This window comes from Anaerofustis sp. (assembly GCF_019420015.1).
Classification (GTDB): domain Bacteria; phylum Bacillota; class Clostridia; order Eubacteriales; family Anaerofustaceae; genus Anaerofustis.
Map to the genome: position 1 here is coordinate 1 of NZ_JAHZIA010000055.1, position 15,855 is coordinate 15,855.

The window sequence follows — 15,855 nt, forward strand, 5'->3', positions numbered from 1 at the left end:
AATGAGCAAGACAATATTTATTGTGCTGAATAAATTAGTATGCTATATGTATAAAGGTGTGAAATGTACGTTTTGTAGAGTCTTTTATATTGACTTTGGTACTATATAAATGTTTATTGAGTTGATGTGAATAGTGTTTATATGAATAAACCAAAGCGAAATTTAAATAACATTTTTTAATGAAAAAATATTGGTATAAGACAAATTATGATAAAGTTTACATAGTATATTTAAAAAGAGTGATGAAAAAAAATTGTGTTACAATTGCTCTTCACTTTTTTCACAAAATGTAGTATAATTAAAACAAATAAAAAAAAGCGTACGAGGTGATTAAAATGGTTAGAATTATCGGCGGTGCGGAAGGTACCGGAAAAACTCAAAAACTTATTGAATTAGCTAACAGTGAAAACAAGGAAAACAAAGGACTTCAGGTTTACATTGATTCTTCACTTAACCATTCCAGAGAAGTTATGACTCAAATCAGATTTATAAACACTTCTGAATTTCATGTTGCTTCCCCTGAAATGTTTTTCGGATTTTTATGCGGCTTAATCGCAGGGAATTACGATATTACAAAGATATACATAGATGATATTTTGGAAATTTTAAACGCAAAACATTTGGAAACCGCAATTGCATTTTTGGATCAACTTGATGCACTTACAAAAGAATACGAAGTTGATATAGCTCTTACTCTCGGAGCAAGAGACGAAGACGAGCTTAAACTGCTTCAAAAATACGAATATCAAGAAGCGTAAACTGCCTTGTATACTAAATTTTCTGCTAAACTTAAGGAGAAATACGGGGGGAAGGTTTATAAAATCCCCATAAGTATTGATACCACCTGCCCGGTAAGAGACGGGAGCATATCTAAAGGCGGATGTATATTTTGCGGAGAAAAGGGTGCAGGATATGAAAACGGAGACAGCAAAGAATCAATAGCAAAACAGATAAACGATAATTTGGATATTTTTGTAAATAAATATAAGGCCGAGAAATTTATATTGTATTTTCAAAATTTCACCAATACATACCTAAGCTTTTCTTCTTTTAAGTCTAATATAATACAGGCGGTAAACTGTATACAAAACGTCGTTGCGGTATCTATTTCCACAAGACCTGACTGTATAGACAAGGACTATTTGGATTTTTTGAAAGAAGTGGAAAATGAGTATCATCTTGATATAATAATAGAACTCGGTTTACAGTCGGTAAACAACGAGACGCTAAAAAAATTAAACAGAGGACATACTTTGGCGGACTACATAAAATCCGTTCTTCTGATAAAAAGCTATGGTTTTGAAGTTTGCACGCATATAATAGCTTCAATTCCTTACGATAACGACGAGGATTTAATCGAAGCGGGAAAAATCCTGAGTATTTTAAATACAGACAGTGTAAAAATTCATTCATTATATATTGAAAAAAATACAATTTTGGGTAAAATGTATGAGGAAGGAAATTTTGATGTACTTAAAATAGAGGATTTTGTCAGAAGAGTGGTCTTGCTGCTGGAATATTTGGATGAAAGTATTTCGGTAGAGAGATTGGTATCGAGAGTTCCCAAAGAGGAAGATGTCCTCTTTTTAAACTGGAACAGATCTCACTGGGTAATCCAGGATATGATAATCGATGAAATGAAAAGACAAAATACTTATCAAGGAAAGAAGTATAAAGAGTATCAAAAGGGACTTCTTGATAAGTTTAAATAAAGGAGCATGATATTTTGCTTGAAAACAGCGTAAACTGGGGTGATTTTTTATACCCCTACAAACAAGCCGTCGATGAGCTTGTTTTGAAATTTAAGACAATAAGAAACCAAAAGCTTAAAACCGGGCAGTACTCTGAAATTGAGGAAGTGCACGGCAGAGTAAAGAAAGTAAAGAGTATACTTGAGAAGCTTGAAAAAAACGGTTATAAAATCGAAGATATAGAAAGAAAAATAACGGACCTTGCGGGAATAAGGATAATATGTCAGTTTGAAGAGGATATCACAAAAGTTGCAAATCATATAATGAGCAGAAACGATATGAAAGTCGTTATAAAAAAAGATTATCTTTCCCATCCCAAAGAGAGCGGATACAGATCGGTGCATTTGGTAATAGAGTATCAGGTTCATACCGCATTCGGAGTGAGGAATATTTTATGCGAAATACAGATAAGAACTTTGGCGATTAATTTTTGGGCGACGATTGAACATTCCCTTAATTACAAATACGAAGGTGATATACCGGAAGAAATATCGAACAGGCTTAGAATAGCCGCAAGCAAGGTTGAAGAATTGGATAAAGAAATGAGTGCTATAAGAGATGAAGTAATGCACGCACAAAAATTGTTTATGGCAAGTAAAAATGCCACTATAATGACCAGTCAATACATATCTCTTCTTAATAAGATGGGATATTTGGAATTAGGGAATAAATATGTTAAAATATTTAACAGATTGTCTGAAAAAGACGATACCCTACAGCTTATGCTTCTTGAAAAAGAACTTGAAGCAAAAGTTAAAAATTTAGCAAAAAAAGAAAACAAAGGAGAACAATAATGGCTTTAATCTCAAGCAAAGAAATTTTACAAAAAGCAAAAGAAGGAAAATATGCAGTAGGTGCATTCAATGTTAACAACATGGAAATCATCCAAGGTATCGTTGAAGCGGCTGAGCAGGAAAATGCTCCTGTAATCTTACAAGTATCTGCAGGTGCAAGAAAATATGCCAAATCAGCATACTTAACATCTTTAGTTGATGCTGCAATCAAAGATACAGGTGTTGATGTTGTATTGCATTTAGATCACGGTGACAGTTTTGAACTTTGTAAATCATGTATTGATGACGGATTCACATCTGTTATGATTGATGCAAGTAAATACGAATTTGATAAAAATGTTGAAATTACAAAGAAAGTTGTTGAATACGCACATGACCACGGCGTAACAGTTGAAGCGGAACTTGGTAAATTGGCAGGTGTTGAAGATGATGTAAATGTATCTGCAAAAGATGCTACTTACACAGACCCAGAACAAGCTGCCGAATTTGTTGAAAAAACAGGTGTTGACTCATTGGCGATTGCTATCGGTACTTCTCACGGTGCTTACAAATTCAGCGGAGAACCAAGCTTGGATTATGAAAGATTACAAAAAATCGATAAATTAATCCCTGGTTTCCCAATTGTACTTCACGGTGCTTCTTCGGTACCTCAAGAATTTGTTGAACTTAACAACAAATACGGTGCAAAGATTCCGGGTGCTCAAGGTGTTCCTGAAGAAATGCTTGCGAAAGCAGCAAAACTAGGTGTTGCAAAAATCAATGTTGATACAGATATCCGTTTGGCAATGACAGCTGCAATCAGAAAAGTATTTGTAGAACAACCTGAAGTATTTGACCCAAGAGGATATTTAGCTCCTGCAAGAACAGCCGTTAAAGATATGGTTGCTCACAAAATGCAAGTGTTTGGTTGTGCAGGTAAAGGCTCACTTAAATAGTTTATATAAGAAATTAAATAATAAAAAGATCATCTTTAAGGTGGTCTTTTTATTTTGTTTTTTTACTGTTAAATTTTTTTACAAAATGTTGTGTTTTAAATTATTAGAAGTTCTTTAGTTTTATATTATATTTTTCGGAGAATTCTCACAAATCAGTGAGTTGTTTACGATAACATGTAAATATTTGTAAAAAAAACTACACTTTATGTGACACGACACAAAAAACGTAAAATGATTAATATTATTAATATTCGTGTCGCATAATAGTGTAATACCTTTTCCCTGTTTAAAAATATATGTAACAAATAAAATAATATCATAAGTGAGTCAAAAAGTGTAATTTCCGTGACAAAAGGGAGAACTATTTTATATGGTAAGGTTATGTATTGTTTTGTTGTCTATAGTTTTAAGTTTTCTTATCGAAGGGAATCAATGTGTTAAGGATTTTGCATTTCCCCGAGGTTTAAGTGTGGAAAATGAATATATATACGAAAGAGTCTTTTCCTTAGGGGATTATTGTAGGGAAGGTGTTTTGAAAGGGGATTTTGTTTTTGAAATTTTGAATGAGAGGGAAAAGACGCTAAAAATCAGACAGAACGGGGTATATACCAAAAAAGAACTAAAAATCCCGAAAGAAATATGCATAAACGGGGATAGGTACAGTGTCGTTAAAATTGATGACTACGGATTTAAGGGAAACAATAGCATACGAAGTGTTTATATACCTTCTTCGGTTAAACATATAGGTGTAGGAGCTTTTGAAGGCGCAAATAGGCTTGATAAAATTGAATTTGACGGTAGGGGAGATTTGGAGGTTATATCCATGAATGCATTTTACGGATGCAATCCCGAAAGTTTGGTTTTCCCCGGTAAGTTAAGATATATAGGCGTACAGAGTTTTTGTTGTTGTAAAAATTTAAAAGAGATAAATTTTTCAAATATCGATAATATGAGGTATATAAATTACGGTGCTTTTATGATGACGGATATTGAAAATAAAGATATTTTTAAAAATAAAAGTATTTTGGGTAAAAATGTATTTTATGACAGTAACAGTAAAGATTTACTGAAACTTGAACAGAGGATAAAATATGAAAGCAAAAGGGGGATACCTTTTGATGACATCAAAGGCATATATGAAAAAATCAAAGTGTGGGGAGGAAAAGTTATTTCTTTGATGTTTATAATCGGAGACTTGTTGTTTTAGATTTATGCGATTAAATAATTCTTTTTTGATGATATTTTAAATTTTTGCTTTTCTGTTTATAAATGCAACAGTCTTTTTTGCTTGTTAAACCGATGTTGTAAATATTTGTCGAATTTTACAAAGCTGATGTATGGACTTTGGAAGTGGAATGATATATTATTATATATAATAAAATTCAAATACTTGATAAAGTTATCCTGTCGGTATGTTGTAATAATGTTTCTTTGGCGTAACGTTATTTTGAGATTTTGCGGAATCGAATTTTAAGCCGAAGAGATGTTATCGCCGGATAATATACGGATAATTTATATTTCAGAGGGAAAACATAAAATATGAAATTTTTAGAAAAAATATTCAGCAGAATCGTCATATTCGGATTATTGCTTGTATTGCAGGCATTTATACTGTTTTATATGGTGTTTAAACTGGGAGAGAGTATAAACAGCATTTACGGGCTCGTTTTGATATTAAGTATAATGACTGTGGCTTATGTGAACACAAGAAATATGAACCCTGCATATAAGTTGGGTTGGGCGATTGTTATCATGGGATTTCCGTTTTTCGGAATACTTTTTTACTTTTTTGTCGGAAACAAAAAGCCTGCGAGAAAGCTGAAAAAGAAACTTAGCAGAGCGCAGGAGTTTACTTCCAGAATGCTGGTTCAAGACGGGAATACAATAGAAGAAATAGCGAAAGAAGAGCCTTTGATTGCGGGAAATGCCATGTATATATCAAATTACGGACCTTATCCTATGTGTAAGAACACAAAAACAAAGTTTTACAAGGTGGGGGAAGATGCTTATGAAGATATGATAGAAGAACTTAAAAAGGCTGAAAAATATATCTTTATGGAGTATTTTATAGTACACGAAGGGAAGATGTGGAATTCCATTTTGGATATACTGGAGGAAAAGGTAAAAGAAGGAGTCGATGTCAGATTTATATATGACGATATAGGTTCTCTTACGGTGCTGCCCACGAAGTACAGAAGGATACTTGAAAAGAAAGGTATAAAAACGATTGTATTTAACCCTTTCGTTCCTTTTTTATCTTTGGTAATGAATAACAGGGATCACAGAAAGATAACCGTAATAGACGGCAAAGTCGGGTTTACGGGAGGTATTAACCTTGCCGATGAATATATAAACGAAGTCGTAAGGTTCGGGCACTGGAAGGACAATGCCATAAAGCTTGAAGGTGAAGGGGTTTGGAATCTTACGATGATGTTTCTTGAGATGTGGAACGGGTTGAGACCGACTGACAATGAGCTTGAGTATGAGAGATTTAAGCCAGATTACAGTTGTTACGATAAGTATAAAGATGAGGGATATGTTCAGCCATACAGCGATTCCCCTCTGGATAATGAGATACTTTCGGAAAATATATACATTAATATATTGAACGGTGCGAAAGATTACGTATATATATATACGCCGTACCTTATAATCGATAACGAGATGACTACTGCTCTTACCCTTGCGGCAAAGAGAGGAGTGGATGTTCGTATAGTGGTTCCGGGAATACCTGATAAGAAGACCGCTTTTGAGCTTACGAAGTCTTTTTGTCCTCAGCTTATTAAAGAGGGTGTGAAAATATATCATTATACTCCGGGTTTTATACACGGCAAGTGTTTTGTATGTGATGACAAGGTTGCAACTGTCGGTACTGCCAATATGGATTACAGAAGTTTGTATCTGCATTTTGAGTGCGGAGTTTATCTTTACAAAACAAGCAGCGTTATGGAAATAAAAGAAGATATGGAAGAAACTTTCAAAGTGAGTGAAAGACGATACAACAACAAAACCAAATTGCCTTTTTTATTCAGAATTTACAGAAGTCTGCTCAGATTGTTTGCACCTTTGATGTAAAGGATGCTTGCTTTTCTTTGTTTTCCTTGAGGGGATTTGCGGTTTTATAATAGAAAGGTTTTTATGTGGTTTATTAGACTTTAAGACGTGTTTTTTGTGATAACAATCACTGATAATAAGGAAAGATATATTTGAAATTACAGATTGATTTTGTCTAAAGAGCTTTTTAATAAGCTCTTTTTGTTTTGTTTATAATTGCATTATAGAGGATATTTGTTTATGGAATTGTTTGGATTTCGGGGGGATACCCATGTGTGACTTATGAAGATAAATGACTGTTTTGATTTTAGAATATAAATCTCCTAAATTTTCAGAAAATTGTTGACACTATTTGTAATTTTGAGTACAATTGATTAATATATATAAAATTACAGGGGTGAAGTAAAATGGCAAAAAAAATACTTACTGTTATGCTTTGTTTCGGATTTATTTTGGGACTTACCGCATGTGGTTCAAGTAGCGGTTCGGACAAAGTATACAAAATCGGGATTCTTCAATTGGTACAACACGATGCTCTTGACAAAGCAAATCAAGGGTTTGTAAAAGCTTTGGAAGACAAAGGTTATAAAGACGGAGAAAACATTAAAATAGATTATCAAAATGCTGCGGGGGATCAATCAAACTGCCAGACAATTTCAGACAGTTTCATTAACGATGACAAAGATTTGATTCTTGCGATAGGTACGCCTGCGGCTCAGGCGGTTGCAAACAAAACAAAGGATATTCCTATTCTTGTAACAGCGGTTACGGATCCTGCGGATGCGGGACTTGTTAAGTCAAACGAAAAGCCTGAGACGAACGTATCGGGTACAAGCGATTTGACTCCTGTGGAAGAGCAGATTGTTCTTCTTAAGGAAATAGTTCCGGATGCAAAGAAAGTTGCGGTACTGTATTCTACAAACGAGGCAAATTCAATTTTGCAGGCAAAGATTGCAAGAAAATCAATAAAAGAACATGGAATGACTCCCGTTGATGCAACGGTGTCGAATTCAAACGAACTTCAGCAGGTAACATCTTCTGTTGTTGATCAGGTGGATGCTATTTATGTTCCTACGGATAATATGGTTTCTGCCGGTATTGCTACCGTTTCTATGGTTGCAAATGAGAAGAAAATACCTATAATATGCGGTGAATCGGGAATGCTTCCCGGAGGGGCTCTTGCCACATACGGAATAGATTACTACAACTTGGGTTATAAAACAGGGCTTCAGGCAGTGAATATTCTTGAAGGCAAATCAAAAGTGGAAGAAATGCCTATAGAATATTTGGAAGAAAAAGATCTTGAAATGGCTGTTAACGAAGATGCTGCAAAAACACTCGGTATTACAATACCTGAAAGTATTATGAGCAAGGTAAAAAAATAAAATGCAATAAACGGGATAGATAAAATCTATCCCGATTTAATGAAATTCATAAGGAATTATTTATAAAACAAAAGTTATTTATACTCGGGGGGAGAAAGTATGTTAAAGAAAATTTTATCTATTATGCTTTGTTTCGGGGTTTTTGTTGGATTTAGCGGATGCGGTAATTCCCAAGGAGCCGATAAAGAAGCAAAAAAAATAGGTGTAATCCAATTGATTCAGCATGATTCGTTGGATTCTTCATATAAAGGTTTCGTTGCTGCCTTAAAAGACAACGGTTATGAAGACGGAAAAAATATTGAAATTGATTTCCAAAATGCTGCCGGAGATCAATCAAACTGTCAGACTATTTCTGACGGATTTGTGAATGACGGCAAAGATTTGATTCTTGCGATAGGTACACCTGCCGCTCAGGCAGCCGCAAGCAAAACAAAGGATATTCCTATTCTTGTAACAGCTGTTACGGATCCTGCGGATGCTGGACTTGTTAAGTCAAATGAAAAGCCGGAAACTAATGTATCGGGCACAAGCGACCTTACACCTGTAAAGGATCAGTTAGAGGTGCTTAAAAAGTTTTCTCCTAATGCAAAAAAAGTAGGACTTCTTTATTCTTCAAATGAAGCGAACTCTGTACTTCAAGCCAAGATAGCAAAAGAAGAAGCGAAAAAAATGGGTATCGAATTGGTTGAAGCAACGGTTTCAAGTTCAAATGAAATACAGCAGGTTGTTTCTTCGATAGTAGACAAAGTAGATGCTATCTATATTCCTACGGACAATACTTTTGCTGCCGGTATGGCTACAGTTGCACTTGTGACGAACGAAGCAAAAGTTCCTGTATACTGCGGAGCACAGGCAATGGCAACAGACGGAGGACTTGCTTGTTACGGAATTGATTATTATGACCTTGGATATAAAACAGGACTTCAAGCCGTTAAAGTTTTGGAAGGTAAAGAAAAAGTTGAAAATATGCCTATCGAATATTTAAGCGGAGACGATCTTAAGCTTGTTGTAAACAACGATACTCTTAAGACTTTGAATATGGAAGTGCCAAAAGATTTAGAGGATAAACTTGTTAAATAGAGATTAAATCATATTTATATAAAAAGGCCCTTGAGGTCTTTTTATATTTATTTAAATCAAGGAATATATTTTAAAATAATATTTATAAAAATAAGGGTTTTTAAAGGTAAAATACATAGAGTCAAAAATAAAATACCGAAACTCTGAATTTAAATAAATATTTATTTTTTTGATTTAATATACAATTCATATACAATTCATAAAAATAATTTTTATATTGAAAAGTTAATAAAATAATAGTAAAATAAAAACAATAGCGAAAATAACCGTGTTTAATTTATTTTATAAAAAATGATTATTCATTTAATTCAGCAGGGGGTAGAGAATGGAACTTCTTATGGGTATATTAAAAAACCTTCCGGATGCTATAAGCCTTGGTATTTTGTGGGGCGTGATGTGTCTTGGGGTTTATATTACATTTAAAATATTGGATATAGCGGATTTGACCGTTGACGGAACGTTCGCCCTTGGGGGATGTGTAACTGCGACTTTGGTGGTTGCAGGAGTCAATCCTATATTCAGTTTGATAATTGCGACAATCGCAGGGATGATAGCGGGGTATGTAACCGGTTTTTTACATACAAAATTAAAAATTCCGGCAATTTTGGCGGGGATTCTTACAATGCTAGCTCTTTATTCGATCAACTTAAAAATTTTGGCAGGAAAATCCAATTTGGCAATGCCTCAAATAGGAGGGGGTAATGTAAATACTGTTGTTGACTTGATATCTAATGCTACAGGGCTTTCAAGCTCAAACGCAACTTTGGTATTCGGTATTATAGTGGCAGTTCTTTGTATGGTTGTTCTTTATTGGTTCTTCGGTACTGAAATAGGCTGTGCCATAAGAGCCACCGGAAACAACGAAGATATGGTAAGAGCTCTCGGTGTAAATACGGATACGATGAAAATAATCGGTCTTGTACTTTCAAACGGACTTGTTTCTTTGTCTGGAGCAATGGTTGCTCAGTCTCAAAGATACGGGGATGTCGGAATGGGAACAGGAACCATAGTTATAGGTCTTGCTTCTATTATTATCGGAGAAGTTGTGCTTAACCGAGCACGTTCTTTCAAAACTAAGCTTTGTAGTGTGGTTTTGGGAAGTATAATATACAGAGTAATTATTGCAGTCGTATTGAGACTTGGTATGAATCCTAACGATTTGAAACTGTTGACTGCGATTATAGTTGCATTGGCACTTTCTCTTCCTATAATAAAATCAAAAATGAATACGAGAAAAAAAATCAAGATAAACAAAGAAATGAACGGCGGGGAGGTGTAGAAAATGCTTAAACTTCAAAATATAAACAAAACTTTTAATGAAGGCACCATCAATGAGAAAAAAGCGTTGATAGATATTAACTTACACCTAAATCCTCAGGATTTTGTTACGGTTATAGGCGGTAACGGAGCGGGAAAATCTACTATGCTTAATATGATAGCAGGAGTGTATCCGGTAGACAGCGGTAAGATAACTCTTGCAGACCATTTGATTACGAATTTGGACGAACACAAAAGAGCCAGATGGATAGGCAGGGTTTTTCAGGATCCTATGAGAGGGACTGCATCTGACATGATGATTGAAGAAAATCTTGCGATGGCAAACAGAAGAGGAGAAAAACGAGGCTTTTCGTGGGGAATTAAAAACGAAGAGAGAGAAGAGTACAGAGAGATGCTTAAGATTCTTGATCTCGGACTTGAAGAGAGATTGAGCGACAAGGTTGGGTTGTTGTCGGGAGGACAAAGACAGGCATTGACTTTGTTGATGGCAACTTTAAAAAAACCGGAGCTTTTGCTTCTTGATGAACATACGGCTGCTCTCGACCCAAAAACTGCATCGAAAGTTTTGGATATAACTCAAAAAATTATAGATAAAGATAATTTGACTGCTCTTATGGTAACTCACAACATGAGAGATGCGATTAAATACGGAAACAGACTTATTATGATGTACGAAGGTCATATTATTTACGATGTGAGCGGAGACGAAAAGAAAAATCTTGAAGTAAAAGATTTGCTTGAAAAATTTGAAATGTGTTCCGGCGGTGAGTTTGCAAACGACAGAATGCTTCTTTCTTAAAACAGAAAAATAAAAAGAGTGCTTAGACACTCTTTTTTTATATTATATTCATATAATATTTTGTTTTAATATAAAGTTATGAATTTATGACATTTTATATATTCTTGTTTTCACTAAAAAAATTCTTTTTAGGTATTAATGTATTTTACGAATTTTATGCATTTATTAATAACCTAGCTTTTAATTTACTTTTACGAAAATCTTATATGTTTTAACATTGCTTAAGGTTATATCATTTTTCTTTTATCTTTCCTGAACCTATTTCGAAATGATATTTTACTATTCCTAGATCCATTTTTGTAAGGATTCCTTTTCCTTTTTTAAATGAAACGCTGTTGTCTTCATTTAAAATAATTTTGAATTTTTGCTGGTTCATTGCTGTAGGGGCAAGTAAAGCGGTATTTACGCCTTCCCTAAACCAATCTTTTTCTTTTGATTTTATTTTTGTTACTTCGGTGTATGATTTGGACTTGTGTTTTGTTCCTTCTGTTTTTCCATACCCTATGGAAATTGCACAGTATATTTTTTCGTTGTTTTTTAATTTACAGGGTGATTTCTTTTTTGAGTATGTCATTGCAACGAAGCAGGTATTAAGTCCCAGGCACTGCGCTTCAAGAGCAATTTTTGCTCCGTAATATCCCAGTTGTTCTTCTGTGTTTTCTCTTTTTTCTCCTATCAATAAAATATAATTATTCACATTTTCAAATTTTCCGTAATGAGCCATAAAGCAGTTAAAGGCATTTGGTTCATTTGTAAAAAATTGTATGTTAAAATTTGTTTTTTTGTTACAGTCATCTATTATATTTCGAATTTTTTGGATTTTTTCTTCTTCGATTTTTTTGTTAAGGTAACTTCGTACCGAATGTCTTTTTTGTGCGGCTTCTTTTAAGTTCATATTATTTTTCCTTTTTATATGTTTTTTTGATATTCCTGATTGTCAATGCTTTTTATGATTAATGAAATATCTTATGTTAATTTTTTTAATTCTTTCCATTTTGAACTTTGTATATTTATATAATAAAAATTCATTGTGTTTTTTTAAGAGATAATGCAGAATTCTTTAAGTATTTTTAGATGATAAGATAAAGATGTGTTTGTTTATTTCTTCAACTCACATTTTAGTATTTTCATTTGTTAATATGGTATTTATTATATTAAAGCTGATTTCGTTTTTTTGTATTATAAACAAGTTTTGATATTGATTTGAGTCTTTTGCGATAATCTATTTTGACTTCTTTGTTTACAATTTTAAATGGATTATAACATAAAAAAATCAAAATAAGAACATCGGTAAAGAAAATGGAGATGAGTATTTTATGGTAATAAAAAAGACAGGAAATTCCTGTCTTAAAAGTGGTAATAATTTAAGTAAACTTTGCGACTTAGGTTTGGTAGGATTTCCCGAAAATATACAAAAACGTCGCCGTAATTGCGGTTTCCCTTTCAATATTTTCCTGCCTCATTGCTGCGGGCAGGACCAAATTGCCACTTAGTTCACACTGTAATCCCTAAATTATTTTCATTCGAAACAGCCTAGGAGCTTTCCTCAGCAACCTTAGCATAATCTAGTTTCTTTTGCAATACAGGTTTCATCAGCAATACTTTTTTACCTTAGAGCTCAATTGGCAAAAAGTTGGTTCCAAATTCCCCCTGTATCACTCAAAACAGGCTACGCTACTTCAACAGCAACAGCGAGATCCCCCGTGTCACCATATTCATAGGTTTCTCCCATAAGAAAAATCTTATGAGCCTCCGCGAAAGAAGGGTCTACGCCCGCATGCCTTTGCAGATCGCCCTAACTTTCTTACTTCCTGAAAGAACCCCTTACTGGGCGTAAGAAGCCCAAACAAGAAACTTCATCGATGTGCCCTTTGACGGATTTTTAGCCCCGCCTTCAATCATACTAAGACTGACTAGGATACTGCACCACTTTACATATTATATCATATCCAAAATCTTCTTACAAGATTACTGTTTTTTTATTTTTATGCTGCCTATTTAAGATCTGGTGGCTTTTTTTCGTTTGGTATTTAAAAGTATTTATATTAAGGATGATACGTTAAGATTTTTTACTGTATATAAAAATTCCATAAATTTATTAAGGTAAAAAGAGCATCTAATATGCTTGCTTTGGAAATGAAAAGTTATACACAGGTTATCCACTAAAAAGATAGAATATGTGTTCTAAAAAGATTAAAATCATTAAAAAAAATTAAATTTTAAACAATTTCGGTTGCCAATAGTGGTAACAAGTGGTAAGATTAATACATAAATTGGTATAGAGTGGTAAATATTATGCTAATAGGAGAATATAATCACACAGTTGACAGTAAAGGAAGAGTAAGTGTGCCCGCCAAATTCAGAAATGAACTTGGGGATTCTTTTATTATGTGTAAAGGTCTCGATAAGTGCATTTGGGTTTATCCACAGGATGCATGGGAAGAGCTTGCGTCAAAAATCAAGAGTCTGCCTACCACCGACCGAAACGCAAGACGTTTTTCAAGATTTATCTTGGGAAGTGCTTGTGAATGTTCTCCCGATAAACAGGGGAGAACAAACGTATCTCAGCCTCTTAGAGAATATGCAGGAATAACGAAGGATATAGTCGTTGTGGGGGTTGAGGATAAAGTTGAGATTTGGGATAAAGCGGAATGGGATAGCTTTAACGATATGTCCACGGAGGATATTAACGATGTGGCTCAAGAAATGTATGAAGCGGGAATTATGGTGTAATTATGGAACATATCAGTGTTTTGTATGATGAGACGTTGGATATTTTAAATATTAAGCCAGATGGTGTTTATATTGACGGAACCATGGGAGGTGCCGGTCACAGCGAAGGTATATGCCAAAGGCTTTCACACAAAGGACGCTTTATAGGAATAGATCAGGATGATTTTGTCTTTGAAAGAGCAGAAAAAAGGCTTAGTCCTTATACATGCAGGAAAGATTTTGTGAAAGGTAACTTTCATGACATAAAAGACATTATTGAATCTATGGGAGTAGATAAGGTTGACGGAATGATGGTTGATCTTGGAGTTTCTTCATTTCAGATTGACGATGAAACAAGAGGGTTTTCTTTCAGAAACAACGGTCCTTTGGATATGAGAATGGATACATCAAAATCCTTTGATGCAAAAGAACTTGTAAATACTTATTCTTATGAAGATTTGCGAAGAATAATAAGTGAATACGGAGAAGAGAAGTTTGCCGGAAATATTGCAAAGCATATTATTCAAAACAGGGAGATAAAACCCATTGAGACCACATATGAACTGGTTGAAATTATAAAGCATGCAATTCCAAAAAAATTTCATGCAAAAAAGCATCCCGCAAAAAAAACTTTTCAGGCGATAAGAATAGAAGTTAACGATGAAATAGACGCTTTGAGTAAATCGATTGAAGATATGATAGATATTTTAAAACCGGGAGGAATACTTGCGGTTATAACATTTCACTCTCTTGAAGACAGGATAGTCAAAAAAGTTTTTAACGAAAGTAAAAAAGGATGTACATGTCCAAAGGACTTTCCTGTGTGTGTATGCGGGAACAAACCGAAAATAAAAGTTTTGACGGGTAAACCGATACTTCCCCGTGAAGAGGAGATAAAAAGGAATTCGCGCTCACGAAGTGCAAAGCTCAGAGCAGCAAAGAAACTTTGAGTAATAATAAAAAGAAAATACAAATATAATTAAAGGAGCAGCAAATGACAGAAAGAAGAAGAAAATCAACAAATAAGAGAAGTAAGGATAATGAAAAAATATTTACTTTTGATACTGTACTTTTTTTAATAATGATTGCTGCGATTTTTATATCAATTATTACTTGGCAGAGTTATAGGATAAACAGTGCGGATATAGAAATATCAAAGCTTGAAACACAGCTTAAGGAAGCACAGATGTTAAATGACAGTTTAGAGGGGAAATTGCTGGCAAAAAGGGATTTGCAGAAGGTGCAGAAGATAGCGACGACAAAATATGGAATGATAAAACCGGGCAACAGTTATTTTGTTGCGGTTAACGTAGATTCAGATAAAACCGATACGCTAAACGAAACCAAAAGTGCAAATGCAAAGAGCAAGAACAGCGAAAGTACTTTTTCAAAGTTATTGGGTAGTTTCGCCAGTAATTAGTAAAGGTGGTCACTTTTGAAAACTTTTTTGGATTTAAAGCGAAAGAAAAGAATATTATTTATATTTTCTTTTGTATGTGTATTGTTTGTGGCTTTGGTAATAAAGCTGGTATACATACAAGGATTTAAAGCAGTTGAATACGGAAACAAACAATCAGCCATGTTGATGCAACGTCTTCCCATAACCGCAAGCAGGGGGGACATTTATGACAGAAACATGGCTTTACTTGCGAAAGACGCAACTTGTAGCAGTATATACGTTTCACCTGCAAGCATAGAAAAAGATAAGAGAAAAGAAGTTTCCAAGTATCTAAGCAAAAAGTTGGGACTTGAATATAAAGACGTATACAAAAAGGTAAGCAATGCGTCGTCAAGCAACGAGCTTATAAAAAGAAAAGTCGATAACAGCATAGGGCTTGAGATAAAAAACAAAGGATATGAAGGGGTTTCCGTAACAGAGGATAAAAAGAGATATTATACAAACGGTAAATTTGCATCTCATCTTCTCGGTTTTACGGGTACGGACCATCAGGGGCTTTACGGACTTGAAGCCAGTTATAATGATATTCTTGCAGGAAAGGACGGGGTTATTCTTTATCAGACGGACGGAAGCGGAAGAAAAATTGCTTCCGGCAGTGAGGTAAGGCA

General features: G+C 34.3%; 14 protein-coding genes and 1 pseudogene. 14 read left to right on the forward strand and 1 reads right to left on the reverse strand.

What is annotated here, in order from left to right; translation table 11 throughout:
* Positions 1–335: 335 nt before the first annotated feature.
* The 10 genes from QZ357_RS08895 (at position 336) to QZ357_RS08940 (ending at position 11,076) form a co-directional block, all read left to right on the forward strand.
* Positions 336–758 carry a hypothetical protein gene (locus QZ357_RS08895; RefSeq protein ID WP_290776324.1) on the forward strand — a complete coding sequence of 141 codons (423 nt, stop codon included), beginning with the start codon at positions 336–338 and terminating at the stop codon, positions 756–758.
* 6 nt (positions 759–764) lie between these two features.
* On the forward strand, positions 765–1,712 hold the full coding sequence (locus tag QZ357_RS08900) for a TIGR01212 family radical SAM protein (protein WP_290776326.1): 948 nt from the start codon (positions 765–767) through the stop codon (positions 1,710–1,712).
* A 14-nt stretch (positions 1,713–1,726) separates the two neighbouring features.
* Positions 1,727–2,545: a GTP pyrophosphokinase family protein gene (locus QZ357_RS08905; RefSeq protein ID WP_290776328.1), complete on the forward strand. Its 819-nt coding sequence runs from the start codon at positions 1,727–1,729 to the stop codon at positions 2,543–2,545.
* Positions 2,545–3,480 carry a class II fructose-1,6-bisphosphate aldolase gene (fba, locus tag QZ357_RS08910; protein ID WP_290776329.1) on the forward strand — a complete coding sequence of 312 codons (936 nt, stop codon included), beginning with the start codon at positions 2,545–2,547 and terminating at the stop codon, positions 3,478–3,480. Before QZ357_RS08905 ends, fba begins: the two co-directional genes overlap by 1 nt.
* Before the next feature lie 370 nt (positions 3,481–3,850).
* Positions 3,851–4,687 carry a leucine-rich repeat domain-containing protein gene (locus QZ357_RS08915; protein ID WP_290776330.1) on the forward strand — a complete coding sequence of 279 codons (837 nt, stop codon included), beginning with the start codon at positions 3,851–3,853 and terminating at the stop codon, positions 4,685–4,687.
* 332 nt (positions 4,688–5,019) lie between these two features.
* Positions 5,020–6,555 (forward strand): cardiolipin synthase, encoded by a 1,536-nt coding sequence (gene cls, locus QZ357_RS08920; protein WP_290776332.1) that lies wholly within the window; start codon positions 5,020–5,022, stop codon positions 6,553–6,555.
* Positions 6,556–6,941: 386 nt separating this feature from the next.
* Entirely contained in the window at positions 6,942–7,919 is a 978-nt protein-coding gene (locus tag QZ357_RS08925; protein WP_290776334.1) for an ABC transporter substrate-binding protein, read from the forward strand.
* A gap of 99 nt (positions 7,920–8,018) precedes the next feature.
* Complete coding sequence (locus QZ357_RS08930; RefSeq protein ID WP_290776335.1) at positions 8,019–8,999, forward strand: ABC transporter substrate-binding protein; 981 nt, start codon at positions 8,019–8,021, stop codon at positions 8,997–8,999.
* Between the two features lie 325 nt (positions 9,000–9,324).
* Positions 9,325–10,278 carry an ABC transporter permease gene (locus QZ357_RS08935; protein ID WP_290776337.1) on the forward strand — a complete coding sequence of 318 codons (954 nt, stop codon included), beginning with the start codon at positions 9,325–9,327 and terminating at the stop codon, positions 10,276–10,278.
* A 3-nt stretch (positions 10,279–10,281) separates the two neighbouring features.
* On the forward strand, positions 10,282–11,076 hold the full coding sequence (locus tag QZ357_RS08940; RefSeq protein WP_290776339.1) for an ABC transporter ATP-binding protein: 795 nt from the start codon (positions 10,282–10,284) through the stop codon (positions 11,074–11,076).
* Positions 11,077–11,308: 232 nt separating this feature from the next.
* Here the strand turns inward: QZ357_RS08940 and QZ357_RS08945 are convergent, their stop codons facing one another.
* Positions 11,309–11,971 (reverse strand): nitroreductase family protein, encoded by a 663-nt coding sequence (locus QZ357_RS08945; RefSeq protein WP_290776340.1) that lies wholly within the window; start codon positions 11,969–11,971, stop codon positions 11,309–11,311.
* A 1,400-nt stretch (positions 11,972–13,371) separates the two neighbouring features.
* Between QZ357_RS08945 and mraZ the strand changes: the two genes are divergently transcribed.
* The 4 genes and pseudogenes from mraZ to QZ357_RS08965 form a co-directional block, all read left to right on the forward strand.
* Positions 13,372–13,809 (forward strand): division/cell wall cluster transcriptional repressor MraZ, encoded by a 438-nt coding sequence (gene mraZ / locus QZ357_RS08950; protein ID WP_290776342.1) that lies wholly within the window; start codon positions 13,372–13,374, stop codon positions 13,807–13,809.
* A 2-nt stretch (positions 13,810–13,811) separates the two neighbouring features.
* Positions 13,812–14,738 carry a 16S rRNA (cytosine(1402)-N(4))-methyltransferase RsmH gene (gene rsmH / locus QZ357_RS08955; protein ID WP_290776344.1) on the forward strand — a complete coding sequence of 309 codons (927 nt, stop codon included), beginning with the start codon at positions 13,812–13,814 and terminating at the stop codon, positions 14,736–14,738.
* A gap of 44 nt (positions 14,739–14,782) precedes the next feature.
* On the forward strand, positions 14,783–15,208 hold the full coding sequence (locus tag QZ357_RS08960; RefSeq protein ID WP_290776345.1) for a hypothetical protein: 426 nt from the start codon (positions 14,783–14,785) through the stop codon (positions 15,206–15,208).
* 15 nt (positions 15,209–15,223) lie between these two features.
* A pseudogene (locus QZ357_RS08965) lies at positions 15,224–15,855 on the forward strand (hypothetical protein); the annotation flags it as partial.